This is a genomic window from Cohnella hongkongensis, assembly GCF_042654645.1.
In the GTDB taxonomy this organism is placed as follows: Bacteria; Bacillota; Bacilli; order Paenibacillales; family Paenibacillaceae; genus Cohnella; species Cohnella hongkongensis.
In genome coordinates, this window is the sequence record NZ_JBHSEP010000016.1 from 20,688 (window position 1) to 40,435 (window position 19,748).

A 19,748-nucleotide genomic window follows, 5' to 3' on the forward strand; every position below is an offset into this window, starting at 1 on the left:
CCGCTTGCCGATCATCCTTGGAACAACTGCTGCAGCGCGACCTTGATCAGCGTGTCGGGCGACTCCTCGCCGGTGATTCTGTCCTTCATGGACAGCCAGGCTTTGTCCAGCTCCGCTTCCCGGTAGCCGAGGCCCGCCAGCGCTTCGCGCGCGGCCGCCCATGCCGCCCCTCCATCCTCCGGCTGAGCCTCAGACGGCTGCAGCTCGATCATCGACGCGACGGCCCAGCGGCTGTCGATCGATCCGAGCTTGTCTTTCAGATCGAGAATCATTCTTTGGGCTGTCTTCTTGCCGATGCCCGGAAGCTTCGTCAGGAAAGCGAGATTCTCCTGCTGGATCGCGGCGACGACGTTCTCGGGCCGGCCGCCCGCCAGCACGCCGAGCGCCACCTTCGGCCCGATGCCCGACACTTCCAGAAGCCGGCGGAACAGCGCCTGCTCGTCTCTCGTCGTGAACCCGAACAGCTGTATCGCGTCCTCGCGAACATGATGATAGGTATACAGCTGCACAGGCTCCTCGGATCTTGCCAATCCGTAGGGATTCGGCGTATATACCTGATAGCCGACGTCCCGAACGTCCAGCACAACGTATTCGGCCTCCACATGGGCTACCTTGCCCCGCAAATAATCGATCACCGGCGCGTCACTCCATTCATTCTCTCGTTCAGGACGATAGAGTGCGCGTGGCAGATCGCAACCGCCAGCGCATCGGCCACATCGTCCGGCTTGGGGATGGCGGATAATTTCAGCAGCATTTTGACCATTTCCTGGACTTGTCTTTTCTCGGCGCCGCCGTAGCCGACCACCGCCTGCTTCACTTGCATCGGCGTATACTCCGCAATCTGCAGCCCCCGCTGGGCGGCAGCCAGCATGAACACTCCGCGGGCCTGTCCGACGCTGAACGCGTTGGTCACGTTTTTGTTGAAGAACAGCTTCTCGACCGCAACCGTATCCGGTTTATACTGATCCAGCAGACCGCATACGGCCTCGTAGATTTGCTTAAGCCTCGTCTCCTGCGGCGTTCCGGCCGCCGTCTCGATGCACCCGTACTGCACGGGAGTCAGCTTGTGTCCCGTCTTGTCGATAAACCCGAATCCCATAATGGCTATCCCAGGGTCGATTCCCAGCACTCTCATGAAACGATCCCCCGATTCTAGCGTCTCTATGTACACTATGCTCTATTAAATCTTAAAAATAATAAAAAATAATACTCTTCATTATAGCAAAAGTTCTTCTCCATGAGAACAGAAGGAGAACGCATTACGGGACCGCGTCCCTCGCATTGCGCCCGACCGCTTCTCATCGACGCTCGGCGGCCTGCTGCTGCGAAAGCGGCATTCGGAAAAGCCGGCCGGCGTTCTTAGGCGAATAAAAGATCGGATGGAACGATTTAAAGGGGCAGCGACAAAGGAAATTGACGACTACTTGTTCTGGTCTCGTTTCTTGGAGCTGCACAAGAAAGTCGGCAACAACCTGCGAGCAAGACTTCGAATTACTGGAGGAGTACAGCTGTTTATGGATAATTTAAAAGCGATTTTGCAAGAAAAAGGAGTTCAATATGAAATTATTCATCATGAACAACCGATTCGTACAGCACGGGAAGGCGCAGAATACTTTGGAAACAGCACCCACATTAGTTCTCAAGTCAGAAAAAGGATATTTTGCAATGATTGTTTCTGGAAATCGCGGGCGTGTAAATTTAGATGAAATATCAGGCGTTTTAGGATGCGGCCAATTGGAAATGGCAGCTCCAAAAGAAGTCCGGCAAATAACTGGATACACTGTGGGAAGCGTCTCCTTAGTCGTTTCTTTGCCTTGTATTGTAGATAAAAAACTTTTCCGTTACCCATTTGTTTACGGAGGTACGGGAGAACCGGCATCACGCCAGTCCAGACCAACCTACGCACTCCGCTAACCCCCGCCAGTCCAGGCCAACACACACCAACCCCGCGAGCCCCCGCCAGCCCACTAACGTAACGGTTGCCAGCGCCGCTATTTGTGCCATTTTCGCAGTACGGAGATTGTAACGGTTGCAGCAGCGGCTATTTCCGCCGAAAACGCGCCGTTTCGCTCGATAACCCCAAAATAAGCGCGGTGGCAACCGTTAGCTTTTCCTTTTTCGGGAAAACGATCGATTAAGCGCCACTGCAACCGTTAGACGTTGCCGGCAGGTTGCGCGCCTCCGATCGCATACGATCGGTCGCATACCATCGACCGTATGCCGTCGATCGCATACGACAACGGCTTAACCTGACAACATTGACCCCCCCTAATACCATTTTTATTTGTAGTTACTCCATGTAACTGTAAACGAACCATTTGAAATTGATCCGGGACTAGCTAAAGTAGTTGTTACTGCCTGGTTCTTCATAATGAATTTCTCTGTGCTTGATGTATCGGTCATGTTCGATAAAGTCCCGTTTGCTGAACTTGACCAACGTGCATTAGAAAAAGTTGTGTTGCCCTTTGCCAAATTAACATTTAAAAAATCTCCATCAATTTTAGGTCTCTCAAGTATCCATTCAGCAGTAGATAACGGTTTGTTCCATGTTTTGATATAAGCGGATGAAAAGCTTGTGCCTATGTTTTGAGAAGTCGGAACAACATCACCCAAAGAGAGGAGCACTTTTCAGGTGAAGTCTACCACACCCGTCAGGTAAATCAAGACCGTATTTTCATTGCAAATGCCACGAGCTTCGGTGGCATCAAAATCTTTCTGGCCTACCTTGAAAAAATCAAGCTTGCCGAGGCCATGCGCAGCCTTTGCCGTCGTCCTAAACTGTTGATTGAGCACATTTGGCGCAATCGGGTGGGTGTGATTGGAATCCGTTGTCGTGACCTTGAACTTCTTTAATACACACGAGCGCAGACCATTTTCTTGCATCAGCCTCCCCGCCGTGCCAGCAAGGCCTTGCGGCGTCTCTGGTACGAGTTCTCATTCGCCTTCTCTTGGCACCACTTATAGTAACCGCTCCGGGATACGTCTAGAACTGCGCACATCTTCTCCATTCGAAACTCGGAGCGATGATCCTCGATGAACCGGAACCTTAGTTCCTTTCTTTGCTGAAGATGTGCATTGCCTTTTTTAGGATGGCGATTTCCTCTTTGAGATCCTCAATGGTGCGCTCTTGTTCCTGCAACTGCTGGTCCTTTTGACGCAATGTTTCGCGATCTACGAGCGGTTCATTCTCAAACTTGCGGTACTTCGCTTGCCACTGTCGTATCGTTCCCTTTGGCACATTCAGTTCTTCTGCAATTTGAGGCAGTGTCTTTGTCTGCTCCTGAACGTACGGAACGACTTGCTCTTTGATTTCTTCGCTGTAATGTTGTCTTTGCTCCCCCACACCGGACACCTCTTTTTCTTGTTGTCTTCATTATCTGACTGCTCTTATGCGGTGTCCACTTTTTATTCTAGCTCCAGGCGGACCGCGCGAACGAATCGGAGCGGATGGGTCAGCCGCACAATAAAGAAGACGCCCCTTTTTGAGGACGTCTTCTCTCTTCCGCAGCGACTACGGCCGCGGCTGCGCTTGAGAACGTATGCTGCTCGCGTATTCGTTAAAGGTCGACAGCACGCTGTTATACTCGTCCTTGTCCGAGACGCGAATGCCTTCGGCCAGCTCCCGAACGCGATCGTTCCCCAATCTGGACTCGAGCATGTCCACGTCAAGCTGGAAAAAGGTGCGGATCACCTTCTCCTTCCAAGGCGGCCCGTCGAACAAGGAAAGATTGCCTTCGGTATCCATGCCGATGTAGGCGGTCTTGCGGCACTGCGGCGAAAGGTCGTCGACCTCTTCTTTTACGGTCAGCTTGCCGGATGCGTCGAGGCTGGCGTTCCACTCGCGATGAGACTTCAGCAATTCGGCCGCCCGGGAAGCGGAATGCCTCCCGAGCCTGCGAATTTCCTCCCCGCATAAGTAGGATCGGTGCAGGACGAGCTCGACATCGCCCTTGCGCTCCTGCAAGGCGAGCAGCGTCCGCTCCCGGAGCGTATGCGCGGAAGTGGCCGCCGGCTCTTCGTCCGGCCAGACCGGCGCCGCTTCCGCAGACCGAAGGGTCTCCATGCTAATCGGAGCAACGACGCGATCCGCGATCCAGGTGCCTGCCAGAGACGCCATCATGAAGGCGAATGCGATCATCCCGAGGGACCAGACATGGCGGCGTTTGCGTTTTAACGATTTCTTCAGTTCTTTGAAAATACGGAAGCGAGACACCGGAATCCCCTTCTCTTCGTTTTTCTCTAGTGTTGCCAGAGGATTCCGGCGCTATGCGCTCTTATTACCATTTTATCCAGGGCTGGCTTTCTCTGCGCTTCGGCTTGCTGATTTTAACCGAGACCGACTTGGATTTCGGCTTGGATTGGCGCTTTTTCGCGGATGAGGACGATTGGATCGTCGCCTCCTCCTCGTCGGCGCCGGATCTTTGCTCGCTGCTCTCCTCCCTCAGAGGAGGCATCGGCGGGATCGGGGGAAAGCCCGGCATCGGCGGAATCGCCGGAAAACCTCCGGCGTACCCCGGATCGTAATATCCCGGCGCCCCGTATCCGTATCCGGACTGCATGCCCGGGTACCCGCCCGGCAGCGGGCTGACCGCACCCGGACCTGCTCCATAGCCGCCCGACAGCGGGCTCACCGCGCCGTGACCTGCTCCGTACCCGCCGGACCACGGGCTCACCTCGCCCGGACCTGCTCCATACCCGCCTGAATGCGGACTCACCGCGCCGTGACCTGCTCCATACCCGCCTGAATGCGGACCCACCGCGCCGTGACCTGTTCCGTACCCGCCTGAATGCGGACTCACCGCGCCGTGACCTGCTCCATACCCGCCTGAATGCGGACCCACCGCGCCGTGACCTGCTCCGTACCCGCCGGACCACGGACTCACCTCGCCCGGACCTGCTCCGTACCCGCCGGACCACGGACTCACCTCGCCCGGACCTGCTCCGTACCCGCCGGACCACGGGCTCACCTCGCCCGGACCTGCTCCGTACCCGCCGGACCACGGGCTCACCTCGCCCGGACCTGCTCCGTACCCGCCCGACAGCGGACTCGCCGCGCCGTGACCTGCTCCGTACCCGCCAGACAGCGGGTTGACCGCACCCGGACCTGCCCCATATCCGCCCGACAGCGGACTCGCCGCGCCGTGACCTGCTCCGTATCCGCCGGCCCACGGGCTCACCTCGCCCGGACCTGCTCCGTACCCGCCAGACAGCGGGCTGACCGCACCCGGACCTGCTCCATATCCGCCGGAGAACGGACTCGCCTTGTCGGGCGACGAGACGCCGGCGACAAACGGGGTCGGCCCGTACGGAATTTTGCCGTCGGCATATCCGGCCGCATTCGCATAGGCCTCGGCGGCTTGAAGGTTAGAAGGAAGCGACGATTTGGCGCTGCAAGGCTTGCAGTCCGACGGTTTCGCGCCCGTCATCGCGCCGTGGACGGAGGCGCCGTCCGGCGGGCTGTAGGAAATGTCCTGCTGCCCGTACAGCCCGCCCCAATTCGCCGGGACGCCTCCGAGCGGAGACGCGCCATAGCCTCCGGGCCATCCTTCTCCGCCGGCGACGGGATGCTTGTGGCCGTAACCGCCGTACTCCTGACCCGGATACATCTGCTGCGACCCGACGCCCGGATACGGCATGCCGTATCCCGGATGCAGCGCCGTCTGCCCGGCATGTTCGGGGGAGACATGGACCGGATATTGGATCAATTCGACCTGCTCGTGAACTTCGAGCCCGTAGATCGGCTTCGTCTCTTGTAGCGGCTTGATCTTCACCGGCGCCGGCTGAGCCGGAGCGGGCTGCGGCGCAGGCGTCTCGGCAGGCGTAATGACGACAGGCGCCGGAGCCGTCTCCTGCGCCTTGACGCCGGTATCGGCCTTGCCCCCGGAGCCCGAGACTGCGCCCGTATTCGCCTTGCCGTGCATCGTCGCGGTCGTCTCCTCGCCGGAGGCCGAAGTTTGCGGAATATTGACCACTTCGCCGGTCAGCAAAGCGTTCGGATTTTTCAGCTGCGGATTCGATTTGATCAGATCGGTCAGCTGGATGCCCCACGCCTTGGACAGCTTCCACAGCGTATCTCCCTGCTGCACGATATGCTGGTGAATGACGCCCAGCGGCGTCTTCGACTGCGCGGGAATTTTCACCTTCATTCCCACGTCGATCACGTCGGGGTTGCTGATGCTCGGATTGGCCTTCAGAAGCTCCTCCAGCGATACGCCGTATTTCTGGGCAATCGAATACAGCGAATCCCCTTGTTTGACGATATGGATTTTCACGCCGTTCCCTCCTGATAGTGATGAAGTGGCTCACGACCGGGCGAATGCCCTCGCGTAATCCTTACATCCTATGCAGGTTCTGGGCTTTTGACCTCTATATGCGTTAAAAATCCGGCAACCTGTCGGCATGCCGGATTTTTTTATCGGAGCGAGGAGCCGTTGCCGGCTTTCGCCGGTTCGTAAGGGAGGCTCGGATAGGAGCCGAGGAGCCGCACCTGACAGCCGAGCGCCTCGATTTCGGCAATCGCTCCGGGGAGGAGCACCGAGTCGAGCCCGTAGGCGATATCGATGTAGAAATAATACGTGCCCAGCTTCTTCTTCGTCGGCCTCGACTCGATCTTGGACAGGTTGATCCGCCGCCAGGCGAATGCCGACAGCACCTGATGCAGCAAGCCCGGGTAGTCCTCCGGCAGCGTAATCAGCACGCTCGTTTTCTGCGCGGTCGCCTCCGGATTCTCGTACGGCGTATGGCCGACCAGCAAAAAACGGGTAAAATTGTTGTCGTGATCGGTGACCGCATGCTCGAGCACGTCCAGCCCCATATCCGCCGCGGCCAGCTGCGTGCCGAGCGCCGCCCAGCCCTTGCCGGGATTGTTCATGACGGTCCGAACGGCTTCCGACGTGCTGCTAAGCGTCTCCAGCTCCGCATGAGGCAGATTCGCCCGGATGAACTTCAAGCATTGGGCCATCGCGACCGGATGACTCATCACCTTGACGATCTTGTTCGGATCCCAGCGGCCGTTCTCTCCGCTTAATTCCGAAGCGAATCCGATCAAGTTCTGAATCGAAGGATAGACCCATTCCGCTCGAATCGGCAGGTCCACTTCATGAACGAGCCAATCGGTATGCAGATTTACGGAGCCGTCTATCGTATTCTCGATCGGAATGACGCTCCAATCGGTACGGCCCTGGGCCGTCGACTGGAACACGTCGGCGATCATTTTACAGTAGACGTACTCTACGTCCTCCCCACGGAATAAATAACGAACGGCCTCATCCGACACGGTGCCCTGGGGAAGCAGCGCGACCGATTTTTTCTTGCTCATACGACCACCTCCGATTGAACGCTTTGCAGGTAGACCTGCGGCTCCTCCTTGAATTCCGGGTCGCTCTTCGCGACTTGCCGGACTTGAGGTCCGTGCAGACACGGCTGAAGCCAGCGCGTCTTTACCCGGATTCCTTCTCCGGACATCACGCGCTCGACGAAGGCGACAAGGCTTCCGTCCGCAATCTGCGCCGTCTCCGCAAGCAGCAGCAAGGTCGGTCCCGCCCCGGAGAGCACAGCCCCGAGGGCGCCGTGGCCGGTCGCCTCGCGCAATATTTTCTCCATGCCCGGAATAAGCGCCGCTCGGTACGGCTGGTGCAGGCGATCCCTCATCGCGCGCCCCAGCAGATCCAGTCGGCCCGAAGCCAATGCCGCCGTCAGCAGCGAGCTGTGCGTCACGTTAAATACCGCATCCTTAATCGAGACCTGCTCCGGAAGAACGTTTCTCGCTTTCTTCGTCGCCAGCTCGAATTCGGGAATCGCCGCCAGCACCTCCATGCCTGCCGGAGGCTCGAGCCTCACGTAATCGGCCCGGTCTCCGTCCCAGGATGCCGCCACGATGCCTCCGAACAAAGAAGCTCCGACGTTGTCCGGGTGCTTCTCCAGCTCCGACGCCATCTGGAACAGCTCGTCTTCCGTCAGAGCGCCGCCGACAAGCGCGTTGGCCGCTACGAGCGCCCCCACGATGGCGGCTGCGCTGCTCCCCAGTCCCCGGGCGAGCGGAATGTCGCTGCGAATGCCGATCTCCAGCTCCGGCAGGTCGGCTCCCGCCTTGCGGAAGACAGCCTGCGCCACCTCGTACACCAGGTTGGTCTTGTCTTCGGAGACGCCTGCGAGATGGTCCCCGACGAGCGTAATCCGGGTCTTCTCCGCCGGAGCCATGCTGATCCAGCTGTACAACGATAACGCCATTCCGAGCGAATCGAAGCCCGGTCCCAGATTGGCCGTGCTGGCCGGCACTTTCACGATGACGCGGCCGGGCGCCGCTTGCACTTCTGTTGCTTTGCCTGCTTGCATATGAAAGCTCCTTTAAGTCTGATGTTCAGCCTTCCACGCGGTACACGCTCTTCACCCTTCTTACGGCGGACAAGCCTTCGAACGCCTGAAGCACTTCCTCCATGGCCTTCTTGCTTGCCTGATGCGTGATAATAATAATCTCCGTGCTCGACTGATGCGGAGTCGAGGGCTGCATGACAGACTCGATGCTGACGTCGCAATCGGAGAACACCTGAGCGATCTGAGCCAGAACTCCGGCGCGATCTTCGACGTGCAGCAGCAGGAAAAACTTCGAAGCGATCTGTTCGTCGGTCTTCAGCTTCAGAACGTTGTAGCTGAGCTGCGATTGGCGGCCGTTGACGCCCAGCTTCATACTTTTGACTACAGCGACCAGATCGGCGACGACGGACGTCGCCGTAGGCAGCTCTCCGGCGCCGGCGCCGTAGAACATCGTCTCTCCGACCGCTTCCCCGTGCACGTAGACCGCGTTAAATACGCCGTTCACCGATGCGATCGGGTGGCTCGTCTTGACCATCGTCGGCTGCACGCTGACGCTGATCAGATCGTCCTGGCGCTCGGCGATGCCGAGCAGCTTCACCTCGTATCCGAGGCGCTTCGCATAGCGAATGTCCTCCTGCGTCACGCCGCTGATGCCCTTAACGCTGACATGATCGAGCGCGACGTTGGAGCGAAAGCCGAGCGACGACAGGATCGTCATTTTGCGGGCCGCGTCCAGCCCTTCCACGTCGGAAGTCGGATCGGCCTCCGCGTATCCGAGCTCCTGGGCTTCCTTCAGCACTTCGGCGTAGGCCGCCCCCTCTTGGCTCATCTTCGTTAAAATATAATTGGTCGTCCCGTTGACGATGCCCATAATCTTCGTAATCCGATCCGAGGAGAAGCCTTCGATCAGCGTACGGATAATCGGGATTCCGCCGGCTACGCTCGCCTCGTAAAGCACGTCGCAGCCTCTCTCCCGGGCCTTCTCCAGAATTTCCGGTCCGTGCAGCGCCATCAGATCCTTGTTGGCCGTCACCACATGCTTGCCGCGTTCCAGCGCCTCGAGAATGTAGTCCTTCGTCTGGGCGATGCCGCCCATCACTTCGACGATCACGTCAATGTCCGGGTTTCTTACGATTTCCCACGGGTCCTCCGTCAGCTTCGAAGCGTCGACGGCAATGCTGCGCCCCTTGTTGCGATCCTTGACGAGAATTTGCGCGATCGAGATCGGCGATCCGACCTGATTGGACAGATCCTCCTGATGACCTTCTACGATTCTGACGACGCCCGTACCGACCGTTCCCAACCCAAGCAATCCTACTTTTACCGGCTTCATCTTGATTCCTCCGCTTCCAGCTGTCCGCTATCCTGATCGTTGCTTATTTAACTGCGCCCGACGACGCTTGCCCGCTTGACCCCGTCCTGCGAGCGGAGCCTTTCCAACAGCTCCGGCAGCGCTCCGCCCATTCTCGCCGTATCGATCGAGACGACGACGTTGGCCAGGCCTTGCAGCGGGATCGACTGAGAGATCGTCAATACGTTTCCTTCGCTCGAGGCCAAGATGCCCAGCACCTTGGACAGTACGCCAGAACGGTGCTCCAGATCCATCGACAACGTCGCGATCGACTCCCGGGAAGCTTGTTCGAGCAGGTAAACTCCGTCTTTGTATTTGTAGTAGGCGCTGCGGCTCAAGCCGACGCGCTCCGCGGCTTCGTGAACCGTCGCCGCGTCCCCCCGCCTGAGCAGCTCCTTCGCTTGCTCCGTCTTCAGTATCCCTTCCGGCAGCAAGTCCTCGCGGACGACGAAATAACGCTCCGCCATATTGCGTCCTCCCAAGAAAGACGAGTGTATATATATAGTGGACATTATAACGAAATGAACGGCTCGCGGCAATAGGCTTTCATAAAAAAAAGACCGCCCCGGGTCTCCTCTCCCGCAAGACAGTCTTCATAACCGGCCGTCGTTACTCGTCCTCGAATAAATACTCGTCCTTGCCGCCCTCGAAAAACTCGAACTCGAATTTCCCGATCCGGATCGTGTCGCCGTCCTTGGCGCCGCGCTTGCGAAGGGCGTCGTCGATGCCGAGCCCGCGCAGGATGCGGCCGAACCGCATCACCGCTTCGTAGGAGTTGAACTGCGTCCGGCGCATCAGCCGTTCGACGCCTTCGCTCTCGATAACGTACACCTCGTTGTCGCGAGCGATCGTGAACGCCATATCGTCGTTCGCCTCGTACCGGAAAACGACGCCTTCCTCGGCCTTCGCCTTCTGCTCCTCCGCTTCCTCCTCCGTCGTCTCGGGCAGAGATTCAAGCAGATCGGCTACCCGATGCAGCATCTCCCGGACCCCGCTCTTCGTCAAGGAGGAGATCGGCATAATCTCAATATCCGGTCTCAGGTTCGCCACTTGTTCCCGGAAAACGGCCAAATTCTCTTCCGCCTCCGGCATGTCCATTTTGTTGGCCGCGACAATCTGAGGGCGGTCGGCCAGCTTCGCGTTGTACAGTCTCAGCTCGTCATTGATTTTGACCCAATCGTCGAACGGATCCCGCCCTTCCATCCCCGACATATCGACGACATGCAGAATGACGCGAGTACGCTCGACGTGGCGCAGAAATTCATGCCCCAGCCCGACGCCCGTGTGGGCGCCCTCGATCAGACCCGGAAGATCGGCCATCACGAAGCTGCGCTCCTCGTCCAGATCGACGACGCCCAAGTTGGGCGTAATCGTCGTAAAATGGTAGGCGCCGATCTTCGGCTGAGCTGCCGAGACGACCGACAGCAGCGTCGATTTGCCCACGCTTGGAAAGCCGACCAGACCGACATCGGCCATCACCTTCAGCTCCAGCGTCACCCAGCGCTCCTGGCCTTCCTCGCCGTTCTCGGCGATGGCCGGAGCGGTGTTGACCGAGCTCTTGAAGCGGATATTCCCTCGCCCTCCGCGGCCGCCCTTGGCCACGACGACCTCCTGCCCGTGTCTCGTCAAGTCGGCGATCCGTTCCCCGGTGTCGTCGTCCGTGACGATCGTTCCGGGCGGGACGCGAACGATCATCGGCTCGGCGTTGGCGCCGTGCTGCGACTTGTTGCGCCCCTTCTCCCCTCGAGGCGCCTTGAAATGCTTCTGGTATCGAAAATCCATCAGCGTCCGCAAGCCTTCGTCCACGCGGAAGATGACGTCTCCTCCGTTGCCGCCGTCTCCGCCCGCCGGTCCGCCCTCGGGCACGTACAGCTCTCTGCGGAAAGCGACGAGACCGTCTCCTCCATTCCCGCCTTTAACAAATATTTTCGCCTTATCCACAAACATGATGTGTTCACTCCATTATGCCGACGGAGGAAAATGGAACACCATCTTCCGCCCTTGCGGGGAATTGTCCGCCGGCTCTATTTCCTCGTCCAGCCGTCCTGTTCCTTGCACGCATTTCTCCAATTCCTCGGTCATGCTGTCGGTCGCCGCCAGCTCCCCCCAATACTGCATGACGAGCTTCAACGCGTTCTTCTCCTGAGACAGAGCAAGCTTAAGCACGTTCTCGCCGCCTAACGGGACGGACGCGCGGAAGCGGATGACGTTCACGAGACCGATAATCGATCCGCACAGTCTCTCCGGAGCCAGCGGCAGCTTGTCAAAGCATACCCCGTCCTCGACGTCGACCTCCAGACGCATCGTGTCGCAGAACGTACGGAACGACAGCAGGTAGACCGACAATTCGGGGCAGCCGAGCTGGGAGACTTTGCTGTCCTGCTCCATTCTCGCTCTTATTCTGTCCACGACGTCGACCGCTTTATCGAGCTTGTTCAACCTTAAGTATCCGTATAAAATTTGCAGCTCGTTCATCCAATCGTGACGATGGTGGCTGAGCGTCCGAATGGTCGACAGCTGGGCTCGCGCCATCAGCTTCCCGCTCTGCTCGCGATGCCTGCCTCTTTGCCAGGCGGCGAACACGGCGAATACCGCCAATGTCCACAGCACGAATACGAATAACGGCCACCATGAACGAGGCCAGATCAGGACAGCCGCGGCAGGCAGTACCAGCGACGCGAGAGCCGCCGGCTCCTTCAGTGACATTTTCCCAAACCTCATGCTTGTATCCCCGTTTCGTGTATCCTCTCCGGCCAACGTTCGGAAGTCGCTCCCGTTCAGTATACCATGGAGGGACACGCGCGACCACGCCGGCCGGAACGTTGGCGATGCTCGCCGAATCGTCCATGCAAAAACCCCGACCAACGTGCATTGGCCGGGGTTCTGGATGCCCTATTAAACTTCAAGCGCGGCAGCTACCGGAGCTTGCGCTACAGGATAGACGCTCACTTTTTTGCGATCGCGTCCCAGACGCTCGAACTTCACGACGCCCGGCACCAGAGCGAACAGGGTGTCGTCTTTGCCGATGCCGACGTTCGTGCCCGGATGAATCTTCGTGCCGCGCTGGCGGTACAGAATACTTCCGGCCGTGACGATCTGCCCGTCGGCTCTCTTCGCGCCAAGGCGCTTGGATTGGCTGTCGCGTCCGTTCTTCGTCGATCCGACCCCTTTTTTCGAGGCGAATAACTGAAGATCTAACTTCAACATGGTGTCAACCTCCTTTTTGTTCAAAGGTTTCTTTTATGGTCACGTACTTGCCGTAGGATTCCACAATAGATTCGAGAGCGGCGACCATCCCTTCCAGCAGCAGCTGGACTTGATCGTTTCGCCGAGGGTCCGCGCAATGCGGCGCTTCCGCCTTGAGCAGCCCGGATTTCGATACCGCCTGGGGAGCCAGTCCCGTCAGCTTCTCGATCGCGTTGACCGCTCCGATCGTGACAGCCGATACGCCGGCGCAGACGATGTCCTTGCCGGGATCGTTATAATAAGCGTGCCCCGTTACGGTAAACCGTAAAATAGCCCTCTCGTCGTTGCGCACGATCGTAATCGCGATCATCTCGGCGGCCTCGCTTATGCCTTGATGCTCTCGATCGTCACTTTCGTGTACGGTTGACGATGGCCTTGCTTGCGCTTGTAGTTTTTCTTAGGCTTGTACTTGAAGACGATGATCTTCTCGCCTTTGACGTGCTGCTCGACTTTGCCGATTACGGCTGCTCCGGCAACCGTCGGGGCTCCCGTCGTCAGTCCTCCGTCTTTGGAGACGGCCAACACGTGGTCGAACGTCACGCTGTCTCCCGCGTTCGCGGAAAGCTTCTCGACGAAAATCACGTCGCCGGCTTGAACTTTGTACTGCTTGCCGCCCGTTTGAATAATTGCGTACATCTGGTGCACCTCCTTATGTCTAAGACTCGCCTCATAGGGTGTCGGATGCCGCGGCTTCGATGAGCTAGGACAGCGCCGATCTTGTCGACCCGGTGGAGTGCGGTTGTAGCCTGCATATCCTCAGATTGCACGCACTATAGGATTTTATCATATCGAGCTCGGTAATACAAGATAAATTATTTTCGTCCTTACTTGCCGTCAGCCCTCTATTATCGAACGTAAATTTTTCCGCTGCCTTTGCAAGCCGCGCAAGTCTCGTAGAAATAATTCATCGCGTTCTCCCGCGCCTTCTTGCGCGTCAGCTCCATCAGCCCGAGCCGCGTCCAGCCGACGACGAGGCATTTGGTGCGGTCGCGCTTCATGCGCGATTCCAGCCTCTGCTCGATCTGGTGGCGGTGCTCCTCCGTCTCCATGTCGATAAAATCGATAATGATGATGCCTCCGACGTCGCGCAGACGGAGCAGCCTGGCCACCTCGTCGGCCGCCTCTCCGTTCGTCTGGAAGACCGTCTCCTCCAGATCGACCGACCCGGTATATTTGCCTGTGTTGACATCGATGACCGTGAGCGCCTCCGTCTGCTCCCAGACGAGATAGCCGCCGCTCGGCAGCCATATTCTCGGCTGGAAGGCCTTGTCGAGCTGCTCCTTGATCCCGAATTTCTCGAAAAGAGGCTTCGACTCCCGGTACAGCTGTATCCGTCCTTCCAGAGCGGGAGCGGTCTGACGCAAATAAGCCCTCGCCTCCCGGGCGCTGGCCTCGTCGTCGATGATCAGCTGCTCGGTATCCGGAGTGATCACGTCTCTGACCATTCGGCCCACGAGTCCCGTGTCGCGATGCAGCTCGAACGGCGCGTGCGCATGCTTGCTGCGCTCGAGGATGCTCCGCCATACGTTCCGCAAGCCGTTCAAGTCCTCCTCCAGCGCCTCGCGGCTCTCTCCCTCCGCATTCGTCCGAAGGATGACGCCCTCCCCTTCCCGGCGGATCGACTCGGCCAAGCCCTTCAGCCGGCTTCGCTCCTGCTCCAGCTCGATCTTCTTCGATATGCCTATGTAATCCGCATCCGGCATATAGACAAGCCATCTCCCGGGAATCGAGTAGTGGGTCGTCACCCGGGCGCCCTTGCCCCCGAGCGGCTCCTTCATCACTTGAACGAGCAGTTCGTCGCCGGGCTTGAGCAACTCCCCGATCGGAGGCTTCTCCTTCGGCTGCTTGTCCAGGTGAGGATGCAGCACATCGTCCACGTAGAGAAACGCATTTTTGGACAAGCCGATATCGACGAAGGCGGCCTGCATGCCGGGCAGCACATTGACGACCCGCCCCTTGTACAGATTGCCGATCAGCGAGGCGCCTTCCGTCCGCTCCACGGCGAACTCCGTCAATACGCCGTCCTCCATCAGCGCCGATTGGGTGACATGATTCGAACAATGGATAAACAGCTGCTTCATGCATAACCTCCCTATCGGAACTTTTGTCCATGCTCCGCGTATTCTCCGTTCCTTTTATTCTACATGAAAAACCGCAAATCCGCATGCCCCGATGTCAGACGGCCGAGAAATCCGTCGATAATCGCCTTTTCGGGAACGACGCCGACGATTTTCCCCTGCCTCATAACGTATACCAGGTGATATTGCTCTTTCATATACAGCTTCAAAATGCGGGAAAGCGGCCGATTCTCGGAAATGACGATCGGCTGCGACAGCTTTCCCCGGTCAAAATGCTTCTCGGCCCTCTCGCTGCGATGCACGAGAAAGCGCAAAAAAACAAACGGTACGTTGCGGAAATACGTCCAATTCGAAGCGCAAAGGAAGAGGCCGACGGCCAGCAGGTTCAGATGAAGCAGCCCGCCCCGCGCGAGCGGATAGACCGAGGCCGCGACCATCAGACCGCTGAAGGCCAGGCTGATCTTGACGCTCCACATCAGCGTGCGGTGATACGGAATCTTCAAGCTCAGCCACGACTGCAAAATCCGTCCCCCGTCCAGCGGCAAAATCGGCAGCAAATTAAAAAGGGCGATCAGCGCGTTGGCACGCACGAAATCGTCCGACCAGGCCTCGTCGATCCAGCCCCAATATCCGAGCAGCCCGCCGATCGCCGCCAGAACGGCGTTCTGGGCCGGTCCGGCAGCGGCGACCCACAGCTCCTCCCGCACGGGAACCGAGCCCGCCTCCTCGACCTCCAGCACGCCTCCGAACGGCAGCAGCTTGATTTCCTTCACCGTCCAGCCGAAGCGCAGGGCGGCCGCCAGATGTCCGAGCTCGTGCCACATCACGATAAAGAACAGGGTGATGAGCTCCGCGAAGCGCCCGGTCGCGACCGAGCCGATCATGATGAGCACGAACAGCGGATGCAGACGGAGCGCGATTCCTCTCCATTTAATCAAAGGCGACCACTTCCGCCGGATCGAGTACGGTTCCGTTCTGCTGCACCGCGAAATAGAGCTTCGCCTCTCCGTTCGCGGCGGATCCGAGCCGGCCGAGCGTCTGTCCCGTTTCCACCCAATCGTTCGGCTGGACGTCCGACTCCGCCAAGCCTCCGTATACGGACAATACGTGGTTCGGATGCTGGACGAGAATCGTCACGCCCCCGGCCGGATCTTGCGCGACTTGCTGAACTTTGCCGGTATAGATGGCGAACACCTCGCTGCCGGCAGCCGCGGCCACCTGCATCCCGGTGCCGTTCGCCGCGAAAGTTTCCGCGACCGTTCCGCGGATCGGAACGGTCGTGTCCGCCGGATCGAGCAGCGCGGTCACCTCCCGCGTATCCGGCTCGTCGCGTCCGAACGGTAAAAAAGAGGGCGAGCCTCCGAACGTCTCTCCATACCAGGCCTCGATCGCACGGAAGTCCATGTCCTGCGTCACCGCTTCCGCCAGCCACATACGCGCCTCGGAGCTGCCGGGCAGCTCCAGTCTCGTCCAGCCCCAGAAGCCGGCCAAGGCGATCGACGCGATCGCGATTCTTGTGCCGACGCCGCGAAGGAAGCGGCCGGGATCCCTGCCTGCGGACGAGCCTCCTCCGGCGGGCGCGGAAGTCGGAGGAAGGCCTTTAAGCCCTTGCCAGCCGGGAACTTGTCCCGTCTTCATCCGCCGTTCCCGCTCTCTCCACCATAGCTCCGGATCCGGATCGGACGGCGAGGCCTCCGGACGGAAGCGCTCCTGGCCCGAATCCGAACGAGGCCGGTCGAATTCCGGTGATGCGCGCGTCTCGTTCCGAACGGTCGACCAGGAGACGTCGCGCGGACGGGCGTCCGCTTCGCCTCCGGCCTCGTCCGGCGGCCCGGCAGGCCGCCTTTCGGCCGATTGCCCTTCGATAAGCCGGGCGATCTTTTCCCGTCTTCGCTCGCGCACATTATTCCGTATTTGCATCGCCAGCCCTCCCTGTCCTCTTTTCTCTTATTACCTTATGGCGGACAAGGGGGGAATAGACCTGGGCGCAGCGGCGCGAGCAGCGCAAAGAAGCCGTCCTCTGGCATCGCCCGGATGACAGAAGGACGGCCCCGCTGCGGAGGAGTCCGGCCTGAAGACAAGCTTCGGATTAACCCGGTCTCGCAATCGTCACGAATCCAACTGGTACTTGTCTTGGTGCGCTTTAATGCTGAAAATGAGCCCGATCGACAGCATATTCAGCAGCAGCGAGGTGCCGCCGTAGCTGATGAAGGGCAGCGTGATGCCGGTAATCGGCATCAGGCCGAGCATCATGCCGATGTTCTGGAATACCTGGAATACCATCATCGTGGCGATGCCGATAATGATGAACGAGCCTCGTCGGTCGTAACACTGGTAGGCGATCAGAATCATTCGATAGATGAACAGGAAGTACAGCAGCAGAAGCAGGGCCGAGCCCTGGAAGCCGAACTCTTCGCCGATGACGACGAAGATCGAATCCGAATACGTATACGGAATAAACTTGCGGTTTTTGGACTCGCCCATCAGATAGCCGTCTCCGGACAGTCCCCCGGAGCCGATGGCGATCATCGCGTATTCCGATTGGCGCCTGGCGTCGGCCGACGCCTGCTCCGGATGGATGTACGTATTGATTCTCTCGTACCAATGGCCAAGCTTGCGATCCCGCAAATACGTCTCGATCTCGGAATTGTAGGAATTGAACAGCGTGACGAACAGCAGCAGACCGCCGACGACGGCCGCAAGTCCGATGACGACATACGAATATCTGACGTTGCCGATCCAGAGCATGCCGAGCACGATAAAAATGTAGATCATCGCGTTGCCCAGATCCGGCTGCAGCATGACGAGCAGAAACGGAACGAAGGCGAACGCCGCCACGGCCATGACGTCGGTGCGCATTCGGAGCGGATCGCCCTGCCTCCGTCCCATGATCGCGGCGATCGCGATAATGAGAAACAGCTTCATGATCTCCGCGGGCTGGAATGACACTTCTCCGAATTCAAACCAGCTTCGCGCCCCGTTCTTCGGCTCGACCAGCACGAAGATCAGCACCAGCATTATAATGCCGATGGCGTACCAGACATACCAGATTTTCAAGACAAGCCGGTAATCGACCAGCGTAGCGAGCAGGATGACGGCAAAACCGATCCCGTAGAAGATCAAGGTTTTAATATCGTGATTCACGTAAGCCGGGTTGTTGAACGTTGCGCTGCGGACGGCGATCGTGCTGATGCCCATAAACATCAGGAGAATGACCAGCATCATCCAGTCCATCTTCTTCAAGCGGTTAAGCAAAGCCGATCATCCCATTCCAAAAAACTTCTTTACTTTGCTGAATACGCCCGACTTCTCGTCCAGATGAGACAGGGGCACCGTCTCTCCCAAAATGCGCCGCGCGATGTTGCGGTAGGCGATAGCCGCCCGGGAATTCACATTCATGACGGTAGGCTCCCCGGAATGCGCCGCTTTAATGACGGACTCGTCGTCCGGCACGATCCCGATCAGATCGATGGCGAGCACTTGGCAAATCTCGTCCACCTCGAGCATGTCTCCGCTGCGGACGAGGCCCGGCCGGATCCGGTTGATCACCAGCTTGGGGGAGGGGAAATGGCTCTTCTCCAACAGGCCGATGACGCGATCGGCGTCACGAACGGCGGCGTTCTCCGGCGTCGTGACGACGATCGCCTGGGTAGCGCCGGCGATGGCGTTGCGAAAGCCCTGCTCGATGCCGGCCGGACAGTCGATAATGATATAATCGAAATCCGGCTTCAGGCTTTCGACGATCTGACGAACCTGCTCCGGCGAAATGTCGTTCTTGTCCTTCGTCTGCGCTGCGGGAAGCATATACAGCTCGTCGAAGCGTTTATCCTTGATCAAAGCCTGATTGACCCGGCAGCGTCCTTCCGCCACGTCGATCAGATCGTACACGATCCGGTTCTCGAGCCCCATGACCACGTCCAGGTTGCGCAAACCGATGTCGGTATCCACCATGCAGACCTTCTGTCCCAGAATCGCCAAGGCCGTTCCCAGATTCGCCGACGTCGTCGTCTTGCCGACTCCGCCTTTGCCCGATGTGACAACGATCGCTTCTCCCATGATCTCTACACTCCTTTGAACAGCATAACTTCTTTGCGCTGGCGTCCCAGACTCGTCAGCTTGTCTATGGCCATCGCGCCTTCGCGCAGAAACGCGTATTCCATCCACGGCTCGGCCGACGTCCATTCGTCGGGGGGACGGCTGATGACGTCGGCGATGCGCAGCTGGGTCGGACGCATGAGCGAGGCGGCGATGATCGCCTCCTCGTTGCCCGTCGTCCCCGCATGCACGCTGCCCCTCAGCGCCCCCAGCACGTATACGTCTCCGCTGCAGCGGACCGTGCCGCCCGGATTGACGTCCCCGATCAGCAGCAGATGACCGTCGTACTCGACCGTTTGACCGGATCTGACCATTCCGGTCATCGTGTGCAGAAGAGGAACCGACTCCGCTTCCGGATCGGCGTCCGGCGGATCGCTCTCGATCGACTGGATAAGCAGATTGCCCTGCTTGCGGAAGATCGCCCGGATGCGTTCCTTGCCCTCTTCGTTTAACTGCCTGGCGCCAAGCTTTATGAAAATATGCACGATCGGCCCGTTGAACTGCTGACCGTGCTTATCCAGTTTCGCGTTTAACTCGTCGAGCAGCTCGACGAAGTCGCATCGGTCGTCCAGCAGGAATACGAGTCCTTCCTTGACGCCTTTGATCGTTATGATAGATTTGCCCGTCACGATGCCCGCTCCTCCCTACGCTAATTGAAATTCGGC

General features: G+C 58.7%; 23 protein-coding genes and 1 other annotated feature. Of the genes, 1 reads left to right on the forward strand and 22 read right to left on the reverse strand.

Annotated elements, in window-relative coordinates:
• Positions 1–11: 11 nt before the first annotated feature.
• On the reverse strand, positions 12–635 hold the full coding sequence (ruvA, locus tag ACFO3S_RS19210) for a Holliday junction branch migration protein RuvA (protein WP_378099417.1): 624 nt from the start codon (positions 633–635) through the stop codon (positions 12–14).
• Positions 632–1,135 carry a crossover junction endodeoxyribonuclease RuvC gene (gene ruvC / locus ACFO3S_RS19215; RefSeq protein WP_378099419.1) on the reverse strand — a complete coding sequence of 168 codons (504 nt, stop codon included), beginning with the start codon at positions 1,133–1,135 and terminating at the stop codon, positions 632–634. The genes ruvA and ruvC overlap by 4 nt, the downstream gene beginning before the upstream one ends.
• A gap of 422 nt (positions 1,136–1,557) precedes the next feature.
• On the opposite strand from ruvC, the gene ACFO3S_RS19220 reads away from it, so the two are divergent.
• Positions 1,558–1,914 (forward strand): aminoacyl-tRNA deacylase, encoded by a 357-nt coding sequence (locus tag ACFO3S_RS19220; RefSeq protein WP_378099421.1) that lies wholly within the window; start codon positions 1,558–1,560, stop codon positions 1,912–1,914.
• Positions 1,915–2,280: 366 nt separating this feature from the next.
• Here the strand turns inward: ACFO3S_RS19220 and ACFO3S_RS19225 are convergent, their stop codons facing one another.
• From ACFO3S_RS19225 to minC, 20 genes are all read right to left on the reverse strand, one after another.
• Positions 2,281–2,613 carry a hypothetical protein gene (locus ACFO3S_RS19225; protein ID WP_378099423.1) on the reverse strand — a complete coding sequence of 111 codons (333 nt, stop codon included), beginning with the start codon at positions 2,611–2,613 and terminating at the stop codon, positions 2,281–2,283.
• A 15-nt stretch (positions 2,614–2,628) separates the two neighbouring features.
• Positions 2,629–2,883 (reverse strand): hypothetical protein, encoded by a 255-nt coding sequence (locus tag ACFO3S_RS19230; protein WP_378099628.1) that lies wholly within the window; start codon positions 2,881–2,883, stop codon positions 2,629–2,631.
• Positions 2,884–3,046: 163 nt separating this feature from the next.
• A complete protein-coding gene (locus ACFO3S_RS19235; RefSeq protein ID WP_378099425.1) occupies positions 3,047–3,343 on the reverse strand; it encodes a transposase in 297 nt (98 codons plus the stop codon).
• A 168-nt stretch (positions 3,344–3,511) separates the two neighbouring features.
• Positions 3,512–4,213: a BofC C-terminal domain-containing protein gene (locus ACFO3S_RS19240; protein WP_378099427.1), complete on the reverse strand. Its 702-nt coding sequence runs from the start codon at positions 4,211–4,213 to the stop codon at positions 3,512–3,514.
• A 64-nt stretch (positions 4,214–4,277) separates the two neighbouring features.
• Positions 4,278–6,272 (reverse strand): LysM peptidoglycan-binding domain-containing protein, encoded by a 1,995-nt coding sequence (locus tag ACFO3S_RS19245; RefSeq protein WP_378099428.1) that lies wholly within the window; start codon positions 6,270–6,272, stop codon positions 4,278–4,280.
• 140 nt (positions 6,273–6,412) lie between these two features.
• Positions 6,413–7,318 (reverse strand): prephenate dehydratase, encoded by a 906-nt coding sequence (pheA, locus tag ACFO3S_RS19250; protein ID WP_378099430.1) that lies wholly within the window; start codon positions 7,316–7,318, stop codon positions 6,413–6,415.
• Positions 7,315–8,334, reverse strand: a complete 1,020-nt coding sequence (gene thrB, locus ACFO3S_RS19255; RefSeq protein ID WP_378099431.1) for a homoserine kinase — start codon at positions 8,332–8,334, stop codon at positions 7,315–7,317. The genes pheA and thrB overlap by 4 nt, the downstream gene beginning before the upstream one ends.
• A 25-nt stretch (positions 8,335–8,359) precedes the next feature.
• Positions 8,360–9,646, reverse strand: coding sequence for a homoserine dehydrogenase (locus tag ACFO3S_RS19260; protein WP_378099433.1), 1,287 nt, complete (start codon positions 9,644–9,646; stop codon positions 8,360–8,362).
• Between the two features lie 47 nt (positions 9,647–9,693).
• On the reverse strand, positions 9,694–10,131 hold the full coding sequence (locus ACFO3S_RS19265) for an ACT domain-containing protein (RefSeq protein ID WP_378099435.1): 438 nt from the start codon (positions 10,129–10,131) through the stop codon (positions 9,694–9,696).
• 142 nt (positions 10,132–10,273) lie between these two features.
• Positions 10,274–11,611 carry a GTPase ObgE gene (obgE, locus tag ACFO3S_RS19270; RefSeq protein WP_378099437.1) on the reverse strand — a complete coding sequence of 446 codons (1,338 nt, stop codon included), beginning with the start codon at positions 11,609–11,611 and terminating at the stop codon, positions 10,274–10,276.
• A gap of 15 nt (positions 11,612–11,626) precedes the next feature.
• Positions 11,627–12,370, reverse strand: coding sequence for a Spo0B domain-containing protein (locus ACFO3S_RS19275; RefSeq protein WP_378099438.1), 744 nt, complete (start codon positions 12,368–12,370; stop codon positions 11,627–11,629).
• Between the two features lie 189 nt (positions 12,371–12,559).
• A complete protein-coding gene (gene rpmA / locus ACFO3S_RS19280; RefSeq protein ID WP_378099440.1) occupies positions 12,560–12,871 on the reverse strand; it encodes a 50S ribosomal protein L27 in 312 nt (103 codons plus the stop codon).
• A 4-nt stretch (positions 12,872–12,875) separates the two neighbouring features.
• A complete protein-coding gene (locus ACFO3S_RS19285) occupies positions 12,876–13,220 on the reverse strand; it encodes a ribosomal-processing cysteine protease Prp (protein ID WP_378099442.1) in 345 nt (114 codons plus the stop codon).
• Between the two features lie 14 nt (positions 13,221–13,234).
• Complete coding sequence (gene rplU / locus ACFO3S_RS19290) at positions 13,235–13,546, reverse strand: 50S ribosomal protein L21 (RefSeq protein WP_378099444.1); 312 nt, start codon at positions 13,544–13,546, stop codon at positions 13,235–13,237.
• Between the two features lie 12 nt (positions 13,547–13,558).
• Positions 13,559–13,661: a sequence feature (ribosomal protein L21 leader region), on the reverse strand.
• Between the two features lie 94 nt (positions 13,662–13,755).
• Positions 13,756–14,991 carry an Rne/Rng family ribonuclease gene (locus ACFO3S_RS19295; protein ID WP_378099446.1) on the reverse strand — a complete coding sequence of 412 codons (1,236 nt, stop codon included), beginning with the start codon at positions 14,989–14,991 and terminating at the stop codon, positions 13,756–13,758.
• A 59-nt stretch (positions 14,992–15,050) separates the two neighbouring features.
• A complete protein-coding gene (locus ACFO3S_RS19300) occupies positions 15,051–15,926 on the reverse strand; it encodes a site-2 protease family protein (RefSeq protein WP_378099448.1) in 876 nt (291 codons plus the stop codon).
• On the reverse strand, positions 15,919–16,908 hold the full coding sequence (locus ACFO3S_RS19305; protein ID WP_378099450.1) for a peptidoglycan DD-metalloendopeptidase family protein: 990 nt from the start codon (positions 16,906–16,908) through the stop codon (positions 15,919–15,921). Before ACFO3S_RS19305 ends, ACFO3S_RS19300 begins: the two co-directional genes overlap by 8 nt.
• A gap of 189 nt (positions 16,909–17,097) precedes the next feature.
• Entirely contained in the window at positions 17,098–18,243 is a 1,146-nt protein-coding gene (locus ACFO3S_RS19310; protein WP_378099452.1) for an FtsW/RodA/SpoVE family cell cycle protein, read from the reverse strand.
• A gap of 6 nt (positions 18,244–18,249) precedes the next feature.
• A complete protein-coding gene (gene minD / locus ACFO3S_RS19315; protein ID WP_378099454.1) occupies positions 18,250–19,044 on the reverse strand; it encodes a septum site-determining protein MinD in 795 nt (264 codons plus the stop codon).
• 5 nt (positions 19,045–19,049) lie between these two features.
• Positions 19,050–19,715 carry a septum site-determining protein MinC gene (minC, locus tag ACFO3S_RS19320; RefSeq protein ID WP_378099618.1) on the reverse strand — a complete coding sequence of 222 codons (666 nt, stop codon included), beginning with the start codon at positions 19,713–19,715 and terminating at the stop codon, positions 19,050–19,052.
• Positions 19,716–19,748: the final 33 nt, after the last annotated feature.